This is a genomic window from Shewanella sp. NKUCC05_KAH (assembly GCF_019345585.1).
GTDB lineage: Bacteria > Pseudomonadota > Gammaproteobacteria > Enterobacterales > Shewanellaceae > Shewanella > Shewanella oncorhynchi.
Genome location: NZ_JAHKQZ010000011.1, coordinates 69,239 through 85,051 on the forward strand (window position 1 = coordinate 69,239; position 15,813 = coordinate 85,051).

The 15,813-nt window shown below is 46.9% G+C and carries 18 protein-coding genes; 13 read left to right on the plus strand and 5 right to left on the minus strand.

Features of this window, described 5'->3' with window-relative positions:
- The first annotated feature begins 132 nt into the window (after positions 1 to 132).
- The 6 genes from KO533_RS11510 to KO533_RS11535 all read left to right on the plus strand — a co-directional run bounded on the left by KO533_RS11510 (position 133) and on the right by KO533_RS11535 (position 6,857).
- Positions 133 to 480 carry a metalloregulator ArsR/SmtB family transcription factor gene (locus KO533_RS11510; protein WP_105250495.1) on the plus strand — a complete coding sequence of 116 codons (348 nt, stop codon included), beginning with the start codon at positions 133 to 135 and terminating at the stop codon, positions 478 to 480.
- Positions 481 to 570: 90 nt separating this feature from the next.
- Positions 571 to 1,569: a permease gene (locus KO533_RS11515; protein ID WP_173248056.1), complete on the plus strand. Its 999-nt coding sequence runs from the start codon at positions 571 to 573 to the stop codon at positions 1,567 to 1,569.
- A gap of 189 nt (positions 1,570 to 1,758) precedes the next feature.
- Complete coding sequence (locus KO533_RS11520) at positions 1,759 to 2,769, plus strand: ArsJ-associated glyceraldehyde-3-phosphate dehydrogenase (RefSeq protein WP_219254211.1); 1,011 nt, start codon at positions 1,759 to 1,761, stop codon at positions 2,767 to 2,769.
- 5 nt (positions 2,770 to 2,774) lie between these two features.
- Complete coding sequence (arsJ, locus tag KO533_RS11525) at positions 2,775 to 4,025, plus strand: organoarsenical effux MFS transporter ArsJ (RefSeq protein WP_219254213.1); 1,251 nt, start codon at positions 2,775 to 2,777, stop codon at positions 4,023 to 4,025.
- A 455-nt stretch (positions 4,026 to 4,480) separates the two neighbouring features.
- Complete coding sequence (locus KO533_RS11530; protein WP_219254215.1) at positions 4,481 to 5,971, plus strand: SulP family inorganic anion transporter; 1,491 nt, start codon at positions 4,481 to 4,483, stop codon at positions 5,969 to 5,971.
- A gap of 31 nt (positions 5,972 to 6,002) precedes the next feature.
- Complete coding sequence (locus KO533_RS11535) at positions 6,003 to 6,857, plus strand: universal stress protein (RefSeq protein WP_219254217.1); 855 nt, start codon at positions 6,003 to 6,005, stop codon at positions 6,855 to 6,857.
- A gap of 147 nt (positions 6,858 to 7,004) precedes the next feature.
- Here KO533_RS11535 and KO533_RS11540 read toward each other — a convergent pair whose 3' ends face one another.
- From KO533_RS11540 to KO533_RS11555, 4 genes are all read right to left on the minus strand, one after another.
- Positions 7,005 to 7,589, minus strand: coding sequence for a YSC84-related protein (locus tag KO533_RS11540; RefSeq protein ID WP_105250489.1), 585 nt, complete (start codon positions 7,587 to 7,589; stop codon positions 7,005 to 7,007).
- Positions 7,590 to 7,741: 152 nt separating this feature from the next.
- Positions 7,742 to 8,656 (minus strand): hypothetical protein, encoded by a 915-nt coding sequence (locus KO533_RS11545; protein WP_173248045.1) that lies wholly within the window; start codon positions 8,654 to 8,656, stop codon positions 7,742 to 7,744.
- A 57-nt stretch (positions 8,657 to 8,713) separates the two neighbouring features.
- A complete protein-coding gene (locus KO533_RS11550; protein ID WP_219254219.1) occupies positions 8,714 to 9,112 on the minus strand; it encodes a nitrous oxide-stimulated promoter family protein in 399 nt (132 codons plus the stop codon).
- Between the two features lie 147 nt (positions 9,113 to 9,259).
- Positions 9,260 to 9,619: a DsrE family protein gene (locus KO533_RS11555; RefSeq protein ID WP_219254221.1), complete on the minus strand. Its 360-nt coding sequence runs from the start codon at positions 9,617 to 9,619 to the stop codon at positions 9,260 to 9,262.
- 273 nt (positions 9,620 to 9,892) lie between these two features.
- On the opposite strand from KO533_RS11555, the gene KO533_RS11560 reads away from it, so the two are divergent.
- The 7 genes from KO533_RS11560 to KO533_RS11590 all read left to right on the plus strand — a co-directional run bounded on the left by KO533_RS11560 (position 9,893) and on the right by KO533_RS11590 (position 15,490).
- A complete protein-coding gene (locus KO533_RS11560; RefSeq protein ID WP_219254223.1) occupies positions 9,893 to 10,729 on the plus strand; it encodes a hypothetical protein in 837 nt (278 codons plus the stop codon).
- A gap of 143 nt (positions 10,730 to 10,872) precedes the next feature.
- Positions 10,873 to 11,184, plus strand: a complete 312-nt coding sequence (locus KO533_RS11565) for a hypothetical protein (protein ID WP_113941607.1) — start codon at positions 10,873 to 10,875, stop codon at positions 11,182 to 11,184.
- Positions 11,185 to 11,193: 9 nt separating this feature from the next.
- Positions 11,194 to 12,648 (plus strand): protein adenylyltransferase SelO, encoded by a 1,455-nt coding sequence (locus KO533_RS11570; protein WP_219254225.1) that lies wholly within the window; start codon positions 11,194 to 11,196, stop codon positions 12,646 to 12,648.
- Positions 12,649 to 12,661: 13 nt separating this feature from the next.
- Complete coding sequence (locus KO533_RS11575) at positions 12,662 to 13,009, plus strand: DUF3630 family protein (protein ID WP_219254227.1); 348 nt, start codon at positions 12,662 to 12,664, stop codon at positions 13,007 to 13,009.
- Between the two features lie 2 nt (positions 13,010 to 13,011).
- Positions 13,012 to 14,034: a serine/threonine protein kinase gene (locus tag KO533_RS11580; protein ID WP_219254229.1), complete on the plus strand. Its 1,023-nt coding sequence runs from the start codon at positions 13,012 to 13,014 to the stop codon at positions 14,032 to 14,034.
- 129 nt (positions 14,035 to 14,163) lie between these two features.
- On the plus strand, positions 14,164 to 14,772 hold the full coding sequence (locus KO533_RS11585; protein ID WP_173248033.1) for a thiol:disulfide interchange protein DsbA/DsbL: 609 nt from the start codon (positions 14,164 to 14,166) through the stop codon (positions 14,770 to 14,772).
- Positions 14,773 to 15,277: 505 nt separating this feature from the next.
- Positions 15,278 to 15,490, plus strand: a complete 213-nt coding sequence (locus tag KO533_RS11590; protein ID WP_006083486.1) for a DUF1107 domain-containing protein — start codon at positions 15,278 to 15,280, stop codon at positions 15,488 to 15,490.
- Here the strand turns inward: KO533_RS11590 and KO533_RS11595 are convergent.
- A complete protein-coding gene (locus tag KO533_RS11595; protein ID WP_006083484.1) occupies positions 15,487 to 15,708 on the minus strand; it encodes a cell division protein ZapB in 222 nt (73 codons plus the stop codon). The genes KO533_RS11590 and KO533_RS11595 overlap by 4 nt on opposite strands.
- Between the last annotated feature and the right edge of the window lie 105 nt (positions 15,709 to 15,813).

Sequence of the window (15,813 nt, forward strand, 5' to 3'; positions counted from 1 at the left end):
CTTTCCAAAAGATCCATAGCCATGAAAAACGAGTGTTGTTTCTTACCGCTCACAGCTTGCTGTTTGAATGAACCTTTAGGAAAGTTAACAAAAGGATCAAAATGTTTGTATTAGTTCAGTCTAAGGGCATCAATGATTAATCCAACCCAGTTTTTTAAATGTTTAGCCGATGAAACCCGCTTGCGTTGCATGATGTTGATCCAGCAAGAGGGAGAGCTCTGTGTCTGTGAATTGACCGAGGCATTGCAAGAGACCCAGCCTAAGATTTCGCGACATTTGGCCCAATTACGTAAATGCGGTTTATTAGTTGATCGCCGTCAGGGGCAATGGATTTTCTATCGTATCAATAATGACTTACCCGAATGGAGTCAGTTAGTGCTGAGTGAAGTTACCAACCAAAACACTGTATTCCTTGAAGAAAATATGCGTAATTTGTGCAAGATGGGCGGGCGTCCTGACCGTGCTAAAGCTTGCTGCTAGAAGACTAGCAGCAAAAATTTAACCTCAAATATACGTTTTTTCATATGTTTAAGTGTCTAAAGTTTTGCTTAATATTAAGGTGGCGTAACAATGCTGCAAATATTTTCAGATTTAGCGAGCTGGTTAACTTTTGATTTGATGGGTTTAGAGCCCAATACTAAGCTCGCCGACGCCATCCATTTTTTTATTGAAGATACCACTAAGATTTTTGCGCTCCTGTTGCTGATGATTTATGGCATCGCTTTGGTGCGGGCCTCGCTCAATGTCGAGCGTGTTCGGGATTACTTGGCGGGTAAAAATCGTTTTGTCGGTTACGTTATGGGATCGGGTTTTGGCGCTGTTACCCCATTCTGCTCATGTTCGAGTATTCCGGTTTTTTTAGGTTTCACTTCCGCGGGGATCCCCGTTGGGATCACTATGGCATTTCTGATCACTTCGCCGTTAATTAATGAAGTTGCCGTTCTGTTGCTTGTGAGTCTGCTGGGCTGGCAGTTCACTGTGATATACGTGCTAGTCGGCATGTCAGTGGGTATGTTGGCGGGGGCATTTTTAGACACGATTCGCGCTGAGCGTTGGCTGCAATCCTTTGCCGCCAAAGCACTCGAGCAAGGTCAGGCGCAAGCAAGTCGCGATAATAGCGAGGGTATGACATCGACATCCATGACGTTAACCGAGCGACATGAATTTGCGAAAGGCGAGACCCTAGAGATTTTTGGCCGAGTGTGGAAATGGGTCATTATTGGGGTTGGGCTTGGCGCCGCACTCCATGGATTTGTGCCTGACGGTTGGATCGAAGCCCACTTAGGCGATGGTCAATGGTGGTCGGTTCCTGCGGCGGTATTGATTGGTATTCCTCTGTATTCCAATGCCACAGGGGTTATTCCTATCATGGAGAGCCTTATCACTAATGGCTTGCCCGTAGGGACGACATTAGCATTTTGTATGTCTACGGTTGCCGCCAGTTTTCCCGAGTTCATTTTGCTCAAGCAGGTGATGCAATGGCGTTTGCTGGCCATCGTTTTTGCCATTTTATTGATTTCATTCACCTTAATCGGTTGGATCTTTAACGCTATAGGTCCCATTCTGTGAGAATTATAAAAATGTTAAATATCAAAGAATTAGGTGGTGGATGCGCTAAATGCACTAAAACCGCTGAGATTATTACCGCCATTGCCAACGAGAAGGGCATCAACGCGGTTATATCGAAGAGATAACGCTGTAATCTTAAACAAATAATATAAAACACCTAATATAAAACTGAGTGTGAAGGATGCAGGTATGACAATCAAAATCGGGATAAATGGCTTTGGCCGTATGGGACGTTTAGCATTACGCGCTGCTTGGGGCTGGGAAGAGGTTGAGTTTGTGCAGATTAATGATCCCGCTGGGGATGCGGCGACCTTAGCCCATTTGCTGACATTCGACTCTGTGCATGGTCGCTGGCAGTACGAAGCCAATGCCGAGGGCGATGACATTATTATCGATGACAAGCGTATTCGCTGTACACGCAATAAAACCATCGCGGAAACCGATTGGTCCGCCTGTGATGTTGTGATTGAAGCTTCGGGTAAGATGAAAACCAAAGCAGTGCTACAAGCTTATTTAGATCAAGGTGTTAAACGCGTTGTGGTCACAGCGCCTGTTAAAGAAGAGGGCGTGTTAAACGTTGTCATGGGAGTGAATCATCAACTCTATGACAAAGCCATTCATCCGATTGTCACTGCAGCCTCCTGTACGACTAACTGTTTGGCGCCAATCGTCAAAGTGATCCACGAAAACCTCGGCATAGTGCATGGTTCCATGACGACCATTCATGATATTACCAACACTCAAACGATTTTAGATGCGCCGCATAAAGATCTCCGCCGGGCGCGGGCCTGTGGTTTAAGCTTAATCCCCACAACGACGGGCTCTGCGACGGCCATTACCCATATTTTCCCTGAACTCAAAGGTAAGCTCAACGGCCATGCGGTGCGGGTGCCATTAGCGAACGCCTCATTAACCGATTGCGTGTTCGAGGTGAGTCGTAAAACGACCGAAGCTGAAGTCAATCGCCTGTTAAAAGAAGCGGCAGACGGACCGCTAAAAGGCATTTTAGGTTATGAGGAACGTCCATTAGTCTCGGTCGATTATAAAACCGATCCGCGTTCGAGCATTATCGATGCGTTATCGACCATGATTATCAATGGCACTCAGGTCAAACTCTACGCTTGGTATGACAACGAGTGGGGCTATGCCAATCGCACCGTCGAACTGGCCCGCATGGTCGGTCTGATGGATAAGGCATAAGCTTTATGGGTAAGCTGACAGGGTTCTTGTCTAACATATCACCCGAGATCCGCCAGTATTTGGTGGTCACAGGCAACTATTGGGCATTCACGCTCACCGATGGCGCATTACGTATGTTAGTGGTGCTCCATTTTCATGGCTTAGGTTATAGCCCACTGCAAATTGCCATGCTATTCCTCTTCTATGAAATCTTTGGGGTGGTAACGAACTTAGTTGGCGGCTGGCTCGGGGCGCGTTTAGGCTTAAATAAGACCATGAATGTGGGCCTATTTATGCAGATTGTTGCCCTTAGCATGCTGCTTGTGCCTAGCGGTATGCTGACGGTTGCTTGGGTGATGGCGGCGCAGGCCTTGTCGGGTATCGCTAAAGATCTCAATAAAATGAGCGCTAAAAGCAGTATCAAGTTGTTGGTGCCTAGTGATGCTCAGGGGGAGCTGTATAAGTGGGTTGCCATGCTCACTGGATCCAAAAATGCGCTAAAGGGCGCGGGGTTCTTCTTGGGCGGCGCCTTACTGACCCTGTTTGGATTCCAGCAGGCCGTGTTAGGCATGGCGATTGGCCTATTGCTGGTGTGGATTTTTAGTCTGTTAAGTTTGCAGCGCGATTTAGGTAAAGCCAAAAACAAACCTAAGTTCACGGAAATTTTCTCTAAGAGTCCGGCGGTAAACACGCTTTCTGTCGCACGCATGTTTTTGTTTGGTGCGCGGGATGTGTGGTTTGTGGTGGCTTTACCCGTTTATTTGGCCTCAACCTTTGGTTGGGATCATTGGTATGTCGGCGGTTTTCTCGCACTCTGGGTGATAGGTTATGGCATAGTGCAAGGCTTCGCACCTCGATTGACGGGGACAAAGTCGGCGAGCCAAAACAAGGTTCCCGATGGACGTAGCGCCTTAGGTTGGGCGGCGATATTGAGCATAGTGCCGGCAGGCATTGCGCTGGCGATAAGTTATGACTTCCATGCCGCGAATATACTGATTTGGGGATTGATGCTGTTTGGCGCCTTATTCGCGATCAACTCTTCATTACACAGCTATCTTATCGTCAGTTATGCCGACGAAGACGGTGTATCGTTAGATGTGGGTTTTTACTACATGGCTAATGCTATGGGACGCTTGATCGGGACTGTGTTGTCTGGCTGGGTGTATCAAGTGTATGGCATGGCGGCTTGTCTGTGGATATCGGCGGCATTTATTGCGTTAGCGGCGCTTATCTCAATCAAACTGCCTCGGCATAAAGCGATATCAGATGGTGCTTAATACTTACCTAAGCTATCCCTGAGTTGTTGCGGTTGTTTTTATTCAATACCCACCAAAGTATGGTGGGTATTTTAATCACTCTGATGTTAACTGAAGTTTTTTGATTTTGAGCAAACAACTCTCTATACTCCTGCCTGTTTTATACACGTCATTATGTCGCTATTCCCAATAGCACAACTATTTTAATGCAGTCAAATTTGAGTTGGCTCATATAAGTGAGGTTATTTTTCGGTGATGAGCATTAAGCCGCATTAGTTTAATCCTTCCTTCTTGGATCGTTAAGATCCGTCCTTAGTAGCTACCGACTCGGTAGTTGTTTTGCAGTACCCCATAATCCCAATTGCATTCCGTCACCTTGACGCATAAGTACCTTATTGGCTATGCGCTGACATTTGAGTCAAGTGTTGATATTAGCTATTGGAAGATATGATTAAATTTCAATCAGAGTGAGTGACATGATACAAACCATGAAAAAAGAGTGGTTCTCCAACATACGCGGAGATCTGTTAGCCGGTATTGTGGTTGCACTGGCGTTAGTCCCTGAGGCGATTGCCTTTTCTATTATTGCAGGCGTCGATCCTAAAGTCGGCCTGTATGCTTCATTCTGTATCGCAGTGGTCATCGCGTTTACAGGCGGCCGTCCTGGTATGATCTCTGCCGCAACGGGTGCTATGGCGTTGTTGATGGTGACCTTAGTGAAAGAACACGGCCTCGAGTATTTACTCGCGGCGACCCTATTAACTGGTGTGCTGCAAATTGCCGCGGGTTACTTAAAGCTAGGAAGCTTGATGCGTTTCGTCTCCCGCTCTGTGGTGACGGGCTTTGTGAATGCACTGGCGATTCTGATCTTTATGGCCCAGTTGCCCGAACTGACCAATGTGACTTGGCACGTATATGCGATGACGGTAGCTGGCCTCGGTATCATTTACCTATTCCCACTCATCCCTGTGATCGGTAAATCCGTACCTTCGCCTCTCGTGTGTATTGTCGGATTAACACTTTTTGCGGTTTATATGGGGTTAGATATTCGTACTGTCGGTGACATGGGGCAACTACCTGATACTTTGCCTATTTTCCTCTGGCCTGAAGTGCCATTGACCCTTGAAACTCTGATGATCATCTTCCCTTATTCGGCCGGCCTTGCCGTGGTGGGTTTGCTGGAATCTATGATGACTGCCACCATAGTCGATGATTTAACCGATACCCAAAGCGATAAGAATCGCGAGTGTAAGGGCCAAGGTATTGCCAATATCGGCGCGGGTTTAATGGGCGGTATGGCTGGTTGCGCTATGATTGGTCAGTCGATCATCAACGTTAAATCGGGTGGTCGCGGACGGTTATCGACCTTTTCAGCGGGGGTATTTCTACTCATATTGATTGTATTCCTCGGCGAATGGTTAAAGCTCATCCCTATGGCGGCACTGGTTGCCGTGATGATCATGGTGTCTATCGGTACTTTCTCTTGGGATTCAATTCGTAATCTTAAGCATCATCCAATATCAACCAACCTTGTGATGGTGGCGACCGTTGCTGTGGTGGTCGCTACCCATAACTTAGCTATGGGAGTATTTGTGGGGGTATTACTCGCGTCCCTGTTCTTTGCTAATAAAGTGGGCCGTTTTATGGTGGTTAAGAGTGTAACGGCTGCTGCCGACGCAGGTCGCCATTATCAAGTTATTGGGCAAGTCTTTTTTGCCTCGGCAGATAAGTTCAGTAATTCATTTGATTTTAGGGAAGTGGTTGATAAGGTGACTATCGACTTATCTCAAGCGCATTTTTGGGATATTACTGCGGTATCGGCCCTAGACAAGGTAGTGATTAAATTCCGTCGCGAGGGAACTGAAGTGGAGTTAATTGGCCTTAACCAAGCCAGTGCAACCATAGTCGATAAATTTGGGGGGCACGATAAGCCTGAAAACGTTGAAAACATGATGTCTGGTCACTAAGCCCTTAGCAACACAGGAAAAGGAAAAAACGATGACAAATGTGATTGCCTGTATCGACGGTTCAAAAGTGACACTCGCCGTATGTGACGCCAGTACCTGGGCCGCTCAGCAACTGGATGCCTCAGTAACCCTATTACATGTATTGGATAAGTCAGCCTATCCGATAGAGTCAGATCTGTCGGGAAATATTGGCCTAGGTACACGGGAGCACTTGCTCAATGAAATGGTTGAGCTTGAAGCGCGTCGAGGCAAACTCGCACTCGAGCAGGGTAAGTATATGTTGCAAGATGCGCAAACGCGCATCGTGGAGGCACAACCCGCAGTCGTGGTTGAAACCTTGCAGCGTCACGGCGATTTAGTCGAAACTCTGTTAGAGCAAGAATCCCATGCCAGACTGGTGGTGATGGGCCGTCAAGGGGAGCAGCATCAAGATCAGACGCAGGCCATTGGCAGCCATTTAGAAAATGTCATTCGCACGCTTAAGCAGCCTATTTTAGTGGTGATGGACGAGTTTACTGCACCGAAGCGATTTATGATCGCCTATGATGGCAGCATTACTGCGAAAAAAGCCCTTAATCAAGTGCTAACGAGTCCGCTCTTGAAAGGGCTCGAATGTCATTTAGTGATGGTGTCTGATGATCAATCGCTGGCGACAGCTGAACTGGCGTTGGTGACCGAATCTCTGATTGCGGCGGATTTCAATGTGGTTACCGCCGTTTGTCAGGGAGAAGTGCAAACGGCCCTTGAGATCTATCAACTTGAGCATCAAATCGATCTTATGGTGATGGGCGCCTATGGTCATTCGCGTATTCGGGAGTTTTTTGTGGGTAGTAATACCACAAGGATGATCAGTAAAAGCCATATCCCCTTGTTATTACTTCGCTAAGTTAAATATGCATTTCAACTTATTTCGCTCAATCCTAATGACTTGGTTTTAGTTAGAACATCCGAGTCAGAAGCTTGAGGTAATCATTTAAGAAAAAACGGCGAGTATTTAGGCTCGCCGTTTGATATCACAGCCGAATGGCTCGTGTTAGTTAGCTTTAGGCTCAAAGCTAAAGGCTTGACCTGCAAGAGCGGCTTCAAACATTAAGCCGCCTTTTGCTGCGGTAAATACTGCCATGCCGTTGATGTAAGAGCCGCTCGCCGAGCGATTACCACCCGATTGGCCTGCGCCTGCTGAGTTGCCTGTGGTTCCTGCTTGAGCGCTTGCTCCCATGTTGATGGCAACTGCCGACGCTTGGGCGTCAAACTCGAAACTGCCGCTCGTGAAGGCTTCATAGGCTTTGGCATCTTTAAAGAAGATGATCTCGCTGTAGGCCTGCCCACCTAATTGAAAACCGATAGATAATTGAGTCAGACTCGAATCACCCATATAGGCACCGCCTTGGTAGACTCGGCCCTTGCCATAGGCTGCACCGATCCCAATTCCGCCTTTACCCACAGTTGGGAATAAAGCATAGCCATAGGCTGTGTCGAAAAATTTACTGGTTTCTTTCGCTTTTTGGAAATTGACTACTGCCTGATCGTAGCTTTCATCTGCATGTACAGTTGGGGCAGCAAATAGGCTCACAATAAGGCATGTTGATGCCGCAATGGCTGTTAAAAATGATTTCATGGTAACGCCTCTTCAAGTCTTTAGTTGTTCCAGACTAGCCTTTATCGACACAAATGACAGCCAAAAGTGACATATGTGTCAGCTTAGGTTCAGTGTTCGACTTAATGGTTGGAGTGATATTGGTGGTGATGATTGGAGTGCGATTTCGCCAATTAGTTCTTAGGTGGCGAAGAACCTTGATTTTTTTCTGCATCGTCCTGCTGAACTTGATGCAAAAATTCATACTCCTCTGGGGTGAGAATATTTTCAATGACGAGTGGGCGTTGCTCTAGCTGTGGTTCGGCCATGCGGCCTTTTAAGTAGGCAGAGCGGGTGATTTGCTTTAGCCCATACACCGCCAGCATATACATGCTCAGTAGTAAGGTCAGCCTTGGCAATGCGTGGGAAAGTAGCGATAGATTATCACCAAGATAGAAAGGCAAAATCACCACAAATACGCGGATTAACCAATTCAACAACATGGCCAAGGTCAAGCTTATCAGCCAACGAAACCGAATGGTGCCGAGCGCCTCTTGGGTTTGAGTGACATCTCTTTGATTGCGTTTATGTCGACGAAACAACATCCACAGTGCGATAAAGTAAAAACAGGTTTGTACAGATAACAGCGCTGGGAGTAGAGCGCCCCATTGGCTGATACTCATTTCTTTAAGCATCAGAGCTATGGGTTGCCACTCGTTAATGGGATGCGCAGTTAATCTTAGGGCAATATCTAAAATGGCGAAAACTAATGTTAATGCAGATGGCCAATAATGCTTTGAAAACCCTAGCGGTTTATTTGTCGGTGCTAAACTGCGTTTGCAATATAGATAGAGCAAAGGCATGAGCAAAAAATAGATAGGGTTAATCAGATTGAATAGGATATGAATGGGAATTGGACTGTTATCGCGGTTCAACATACCCGTGAGGAAGTATAGAGCAATAAGACTTAAGAAAGCGGCGAGGAGTTTTTGGTTAGCGTCTGGGTGATAAAAATAGCGAATATAAATAGCTAACGCGAGGCAATGTACGCCTCCAAATAATGACAACCACCAGTAAGCTTGAGTGAAAAAACTATGAAACTCGTTCATATGCGATACCTCGAGCCCTGTTATATCAGGGAAATCGGCTCGGTAAAAGTATCGCCGTTAGTTTTTCTGCTGGCTTGCTATGCGCCGATGACGATTTGAAGCCGCCTCTGGCACAACGCTGGGAACGGGAACGCGTTCTGCGAGTAAGTGTTTGATTGCACGAATGGGATGCGGTAACAGCATTCTAGGACCGGAGAAGATCATGATCTCTTTGACGATTTGTTTTTGCACGGGTTTGTAACAATGCACAGGGCATTTATTACAGGTAGGTTTGCTTTGTCCGTAGGGGCAGCGATCTAGGCGTGTCGCGGCATAATCCAATAGCTCGATGCAATCTACACATAGACCTGTTGAGTCTTGGCCTTGGTGTTTCGCTTTGCAATAAATCGCCACCATAGCGGCAATGGTTTGGTGTTCGTACAGGAGTTTGCCCGTAAGCAGTGTGGCTGTGCCCATTAGAATACCTTAGCTTGTCACTCGGATATCCCATCATAGGCAGTGAAATTGGCGCTGACAAAACGAAAGCGCCAATTTATGAAGGTGCGCACAAAATGGGGCTTTAAATAATCCAACTATCCCCAATGTCACACCTAAAAATAAATCTTAGATATGCATCACTTTGTCGGCGGCCAGTGTCCAGCGAGTTAAATCTTGTAGTGTGCCTATGTGCGCACCTTCGATAATCATTTCCGCTGTGACGCCTCGTGCTTGAGCGCAGGTCTTGCAAAGTAGAATCGGAACTTGCTGTGCGCAGAGAATTTCAAACATCTGCTGCAGGTTGTAGCTTAAGTCAGGTGTGGTTTGATTTTTGAGTGCGCCAAACACGGCATCTGACATGAGAAAAAGTTTAAGATCGACCGCTTGCTCGTTCTGATCCTTCAGGGCTAATGCGATGCGTAAGCTATTAAATAGCTTTTCTGTTCCGTAGGGACTGGCATGGGCCACGATAAGAATACTTTGCATCAGGTTTTCCTTATGTTTGTTATAAGCAGGTGGATGGGGGGATTAGGGAACTCGATTGTGCCAGTCTAGCGCAATTGGCTATAACTATTTGAGCGCAAGATCGTATAAAAAGGCATAAATACTTGATTTGCACCGACACAATGGACTTTAATAGCGGTTAATCTCTGCTCAATTTTTAGCTAGACTCGGTTGCCATGGACACTGTCCTGATGGACGTTGGCAAACCCATTGACACGGCTTCTGATGAGAAGCGGCCATCAAAGGTGAACAAGAATGAAGATCTTAGTCGTATTTATACTGATTGCTGTCGGGGTGTTTTTATTCCTTCGCGCGCAGCGATTGGCGAAAGAAGAACAAGAGGCGATGAAACCCAAGCCGACCTCGGTAAAACCTGTAGTTCCCACCGAAGAGGCACCTATTTTCTCCGCTGCTGAGCCCGAGCGTGTAGAACCTGAGCCAGTTAAAAGGGTTGAGGATACTGGCGTGGCTGAAGTAGAGCCCGTTATCGAAGTTGAAGCCGAATTAATGCCCCGTGAGACCGAAAGCCCTGCGAGCATTTCGGTGGCGCTAGACACAGATATCATCGAAGTCGATATTCCTGCGGCCCATAATGAAGAGGCGGTGATCATTTTAGGCACCACGCCTGCAGATGAACAAGATGATGTTAAGACTGAAGCTGAGCCTGCATCGAGCACGCGTTCAGAGGTCGGTGCACCAGGGGCTTGGGCGAATGTGACCTTAGTTCGGGCCTTTGAGGAGTATCAAGGAGCGACGTCAGCCAGTGCTCGCTATACCGCGCTGCAAAATATGATTGCTGAATGCTACAAACAGCGTAAATCGGCGGATTACCTCAACTATGGTGCTCAATTAGCGGAAGAGTATATTGCACTGTTCCAAGCGGCTAGCGCCGAGCAAGGCAAAGATACTGAGCTTAAATCTTCCGGTTTCCTGCATTTAGCCACCTTGCTAAATGATACCCAAGCCTTCGATGCCGCCATTGTCATCTGTCGTAAAGCACTCGAGCTTGGGCTGAGCGATGGCACTGTCACTGGCTTTGAGGGCCGAATCAACCGGATTGAGAAAGCACAGACTAAAGCAACCACGGCTTGATATGTTGTAGGGAGCGCTTAGCGGGTAAACCCTTAAACGAAAAGCGGTTATTTCCCTCGTCTAAGCAGTGTAGAATCCCTGCTAACTGAATGCGCAAAAGGCGAACTAAGGTTCGCTTTTTTTATGGGCTTAATAGGGGAAAAATGAAACTAAGCTATGCCTTACCGAATGTCTTATTCGGGCTTGGATTATTGCTACTCAGTGGCTGTACTAAAACCCCAGAATGGACCCTATTTTATTATCCCGATGTGAGTGCCATTCCGGTGACGCCTTTGCAGGCCGAAGATATAAATGGTTACTACGATACTCTAGAGCAATGCCAGAGCAAGGCTCATGGTATGCAACGTCTAAGTCGTTCTGGCGTGAGTGGTTTTGGCCTTGGATCTTATCAATGTGGGCACCTATGCGAGTTCGACGATAAATCGGTGCTGGTTTGCAAGACCATGAGCCAATAGGTGGACAAGATGAAGTTTAAACAGGATTTTTTTACTCAGCTGCCTGAGTTTTACTCGCAAGTATATCCACAAGGGATAACTAAGCCTGAATGGCTGGCATGGAGTAATGACGCCGCCCAATTGATTGGCCTGAGCCAACCCACCGATGAGTTGTTATTGGGCTTATCTGGCAATGCTGCCGTCGATGGCGCGACCTACTATGCCCAAGTGTATAGCGGCCACCAATTTGGCGGTTACACGCCGCGCTTAGGGGATGGACGTTCGATCATTTTAGGTGAAGCGATTGGTCCAAATGGCGCATGGGATGTCGCCCTTAAAGGCGGCGGTCCGACGCCTTATTCGCGTCGTGGTGATGGCCGCGCTGTGATGCGCTCCGCGGTGCGCGAGTTTTTAGTCTCTGAGGCGCTGCATCATCTGCACGTGCCGACGACCCGCGCCTTGGCTGTGATTGGCTCTGACTTGCCCGTATGGCGTGAGAGCCAAGAAACCGCAGCCATTACCGTACGTTTAGCCCGCAGCCACATTCGTTTCGGTCATTTCGAGTTTTTCTGCCACAGTGAGCGCGGTCGTGCCGACAAGCTGACTCAATTACTCAACTTCACTATTACTCAGCATTATCCCCATTTGAGTTGTGATGCCGCAGGCTATAAAGCGTGGTTTTTACAGGTAGTGCAAGATACCGCTAAGATGATTGCCCACTGGCAGGCGGTCGGTTTTGCCCATGGCGTGATGAACACAGACAATATGTCGATTCTGGGCGACAGTTTTGACTTCGGTCCCTTTGCGTTCCTCGATACATTCCAAGAAGACTTTATCTGTAATCATTCTGATCCCGAAGGTCGCTATGCCTTTGGTCAGCAGCCGGGCGTCGGTTTGTGGAACTTGCAACGTTTAGCGCAGGCGCTCACACCAGTGATCCCATCCGATGACTTAATTGCCATTCTTAATCAATACCAAGAGGCGCTAGTGCAGCCTTATTTGCGCTTGATGCGGGCAAAACTAGGTCTATCAGCAGTTGATGTTTCGTCGGTAGAGCAGGACAAACAGGATCTCGAACTCATAGGTCGATTTACTGTGCTGATGGAGAAAAATCAACTCGATTACACTCAGACTTGGCGTCAATTAGGTAAGTTAGATCCAACCAGCAAATACAGTGCGCTGCGGGATGATTTTATCGATGTCAGTCAGTTTGATGCTTGGTATCAAGCCTATCAACAGCGATTGGGCGCAGTAGCGGATATCCCTGCGTGGCAAACTGAGCGCAATAGTGTGAATCCCAAATATATTTTGCGTAACTATTTAGCCCAAGAGGCGATAATCGCAGTAGAAGAGGGTAATCTTGCGCCGCTGCATTTGCTGCAAAAAATCTTAACTCAGCCCTTTGCCGAACACGCAGAGCATGAAGACTTAGCCAAGCGTCCACCGGACTGGGGCCAAGGTTTGATCATGTCATGTAGTAGTTGATGGGATAACAAGCATGAAATTACCAAGCACACATTTAAAAGCCATGAGCTTAGATACCATTAGTTTAGATACTATTCGCTTAGATAGAAGTGCCTTAAGTTTAGCGGTCAGTGCGGATATCGATTTTGATCGTTTCGCTGACTTTGCCGAACCTTTAGCAGCGGCGCTCGATTGCACTGTGCGCGAGCGTCAGTGGGGCGCCGACAGGCATCAATGGTTATTAGAATTTGAAGGCAGCCAGTTATGGCTCAATTATGAGTTTTACGGCAACATTTGCTGGCTCTCGACCGAACGAGAAGCCGATTTTGAGGTGCTGGAATACTTAGCCACTTTGCTGCAACCTCACCTAAGAGTGAACTGAATATGAGTCAGAATATGACGCCACCGACTACGAGTTCCAGTGGTGCAGAGTTCCATTTTCAAGCCCTAACACCGGATTTGATCTTAGATGCGATTGAAAGTCTGGGCGTGTACCCGGAAACGGGCTTACTCGCGCTGAACAGTTACGAGAACCGCGTGTATCAGTTCCGTAGCGATGAAGGACTGCGCTATGTGGTGAAGTTCTATCGCCCAGACCGTTGGAGCGATGCGCAGATCCAAGAGGAACATGATTATGCGCTCGCACTCGCGGCAGAAGATATCCCGATTGCCGTACCTGTAATTATCGAAGGCCATACGTTACACAAGTACCAAGGTTATCGATTTACCCTGTTTCCTTCCTTAGGTGGTCGCGCCTTCGAAGTCGATAATTTAGAGCAGCTGGAATTAGTGGGGCGGTTCATCGGTCGGATACACCAGTACGCGGCACAAACGGTATTTGCTGAACGTGAACCACTGAATCCGCAGATTTTAGGCGCCGAGCCGCTCGCGTGGTTAAAGCAATCTAATCTGGTGCCTAATAGCCTACGCTTGCCGTTCTTTACCGTAGTAGAGCAGGTGCTGGCTAAGGCGAATGCGATTTGGGATCGCCAAGATTTTGCGGCCATTCGCTTACACGGCGATTTACACCCAGGCAATATTTTGTGGACGCCAGACGGTCCCGGATTCGTCGATTTAGACGATGCTCGCATGGGACCGGCGATTCAAGATTTATGGATGATGCTAACCGGGGATAGAGCGCAGCAAATGATGCAGCTTGAGATCTTACTCGAAGCCTATGAAGAATTTTGTGAGTTTGATACAAGGCAGTTAGCCTTGATTGAACCGCTGCGGGCGCTGCGTATGGTGCATTACAACGCGTGGATTGGCCGTCGCTGGGACGATCCGGCCTTCCCGATGAACTTCCCTTGGTTTGGGGATGAAAAGTATTGGGAACAGCAGATTTTGGCGTTCAAAGAGCAATTATTTGCCCTTAGCGAACCACCACTGAGTCTAGTGCCGTATTAGCATTGAGCAAAATATGATTTCACAGACGTATCTTGTGACATTAGATTGAACTCTTAAGCTTGAGTTACACTCAAAAAATGGAATATGTTAGTCTCCAGCCAATTTATCAAAATGATTTAAGGAATTTTCATGAAAAAAGTATTACTCATGGCCGCGGCTCTGTTACTGGCGCCACTGGCAGTATCGGCTGTGGAATACCAAGAAGGTGTGCATTACACAGTGATTAACGATGGCCCAGCAACTGCGAAGCCTGAGATTACTGAGTTTTTCTCTTTCTATTGTCCGCATTGTTTTACTTTCTCTAAAACCGTAGTGCCAAAAATTCTCGCCGATAAGCCAGAAGGCGTTGCGTTTAACCAAGCACACGTTGATTTTATCGGCAAAGAGATGGGGGTTGAAATGTCACGCGCATTTGCAGTCGCACATCAGTTAAACGTCGATGAGAAAATGGATGCGGCGTTATTCTCTGCTATTCATGAGAAGAAACAGCATTTTACTAATCGCGATGATGTTCGTGCTGTGTTTATTGCTAACGGTGTCGATGGTAAAACCTTCGATGCGGCTGCAGAGTCTTTCATGGTAAAGGCGCAAATGGCAAAGATGAAGCGTGATACTGAAAACGCTAAGCTGACGGGTGTACCTGCTCTGGTTGTTAACGGTAAGTACCGTGTTGAAACAGGGGCAATCAAATCCTACGACGAGCTGTTAGAAATTGCTTTCTACCTAGCAAAAAAATAGTTCGATAGGCGTTACCCGCACTGCTGTCATATGAGCGGATGATAATGCTGTATCGATTGCATGTTAAAGAGAGCCTAAGGGCTCTTTTTTATTGGGGCGGTTGGCAACAACAAGGCAAATAGCGCTTTGATAGGGAGTTTAACGTACTGAGTTAGGCCTCTGTAGGCTAGTCGTTTGAACTTATGGAATAAAGACGAGGCAAAAAATGGGCAAAAAAAACCGTACTTCTTGTAAAAGAAAGTACGGACTTGAGCCAGAGGACTCATTTTTACCCTGAGTAACGTTAATAATTTAGCAGAGTGTCAAAAAATTGGCAAGTGACATTATTATGGCGATCTTCTTTTTTACTCACAGGGTGACATATTCATAGTTTAACTAAATCAAACGATTAAGTATTTTTGGCGATAAAAGATGAAAAATACCACTCTAACGATGAAACTCAAGTGGCAAAGCTTCTGTCAAACAACTGTAATCAATAACAACAAGAATGCTTGTAGGTGGTCATATGAGAGTTTTTCCTGTCTACGCACCTAAGCTTATCGTTAAGCACGCGCGTATTTTTCTCACTGGTGTTATTTGGGTTAAAGATTTAGGACGATTGGAATTTGAGAAGGGACGGTTTTTACTGCCAAGAAAAAGCCTGCCAAAAGTGAAGCAGGCTATTTTAGAATTGAACGAACTGATCGAAGCGCAGCATCATCAAACTAATGCAGTTTAGATTTCGCTGTTTAACAAGCCAACAAGGCCAGTCACTTTTTCGTTCCAAGAAGTGAGTTCTTCTTGTAGTTGCTGGTTTTGCGCATTCAATTGTTGATTGTGCTCACTCAGCGTAGACGCTTTTTGCTTCTCTTCTTCAAGCTCCATTTTTAGAAGCTCGATAGTTTCGAGTGCAGCCTGGATTTTGGTTTCCAGTTTGGACAGTAATTCAAGGCTCATCTGGAGAGTCCTATGGTTTCTGGATGGGACTGTGATTCTAGCAGTGCCTAGAACTTAAGGAATAGCGATTCTTGCCGTTTGGTTAAAAAACACCCTATTACTGGG

Coding starts and splice junctions, on each gene's coding strand:
- KO533_RS11530 (WP_219254215.1), top strand. CDS start 4,481: ATGATACAAACCATGAAAAAAGAGTGGTTCTCCAACATACGCGGAGAT.
- KO533_RS11545 (WP_173248045.1), bottom strand. CDS start 8,656: ATGAACGAGTTTCATAGTTTTTTCACTCAAGCTTACTGGTGGTTGTCA.
- KO533_RS11575 (WP_219254227.1), top strand. CDS start 12,662: ATGAAATTACCAAGCACACATTTAAAAGCCATGAGCTTAGATACCATT.
- KO533_RS11535 (WP_219254217.1), top strand. CDS start 6,003: ATGACAAATGTGATTGCCTGTATCGACGGTTCAAAAGTGACACTCGCC.
- KO533_RS11540 (WP_105250489.1), bottom strand. CDS start 7,589: ATGAAATCATTTTTAACAGCCATTGCGGCATCAACATGCCTTATTGTG.
- KO533_RS11565 (WP_113941607.1), top strand. CDS start 10,873: ATGAAACTAAGCTATGCCTTACCGAATGTCTTATTCGGGCTTGGATTA.
- KO533_RS11595 (WP_006083484.1), bottom strand. CDS start 15,708: ATGAGCCTTGAATTACTGTCCAAACTGGAAACCAAAATCCAGGCTGCA.
- KO533_RS11520 (WP_219254211.1), top strand. CDS start 1,759: ATGACAATCAAAATCGGGATAAATGGCTTTGGCCGTATGGGACGTTTA.
- KO533_RS11560 (WP_219254223.1), top strand. CDS start 9,893: ATGAAGATCTTAGTCGTATTTATACTGATTGCTGTCGGGGTGTTTTTA.
- KO533_RS11570 (WP_219254225.1), top strand. CDS start 11,194: ATGAAGTTTAAACAGGATTTTTTTACTCAGCTGCCTGAGTTTTACTCG.
- KO533_RS11510 (WP_105250495.1), top strand. CDS start 133: ATGATTAATCCAACCCAGTTTTTTAAATGTTTAGCCGATGAAACCCGC.
- KO533_RS11590 (WP_006083486.1), top strand. CDS start 15,278: ATGAGAGTTTTTCCTGTCTACGCACCTAAGCTTATCGTTAAGCACGCG.
- KO533_RS11585 (WP_173248033.1), top strand. CDS start 14,164: ATGAAAAAAGTATTACTCATGGCCGCGGCTCTGTTACTGGCGCCACTG.
- KO533_RS11580 (WP_219254229.1), top strand. CDS start 13,012: ATGAGTCAGAATATGACGCCACCGACTACGAGTTCCAGTGGTGCAGAG.
- KO533_RS11550 (WP_219254219.1), bottom strand. CDS start 9,112: ATGGGCACAGCCACACTGCTTACGGGCAAACTCCTGTACGAACACCAA.
- KO533_RS11515 (WP_173248056.1), top strand. CDS start 571: ATGCTGCAAATATTTTCAGATTTAGCGAGCTGGTTAACTTTTGATTTG.
- arsJ (WP_219254213.1), top strand. CDS start 2,775: ATGGGTAAGCTGACAGGGTTCTTGTCTAACATATCACCCGAGATCCGC.
- KO533_RS11555 (WP_219254221.1), bottom strand. CDS start 9,619: ATGCAAAGTATTCTTATCGTGGCCCATGCCAGTCCCTACGGAACAGAA.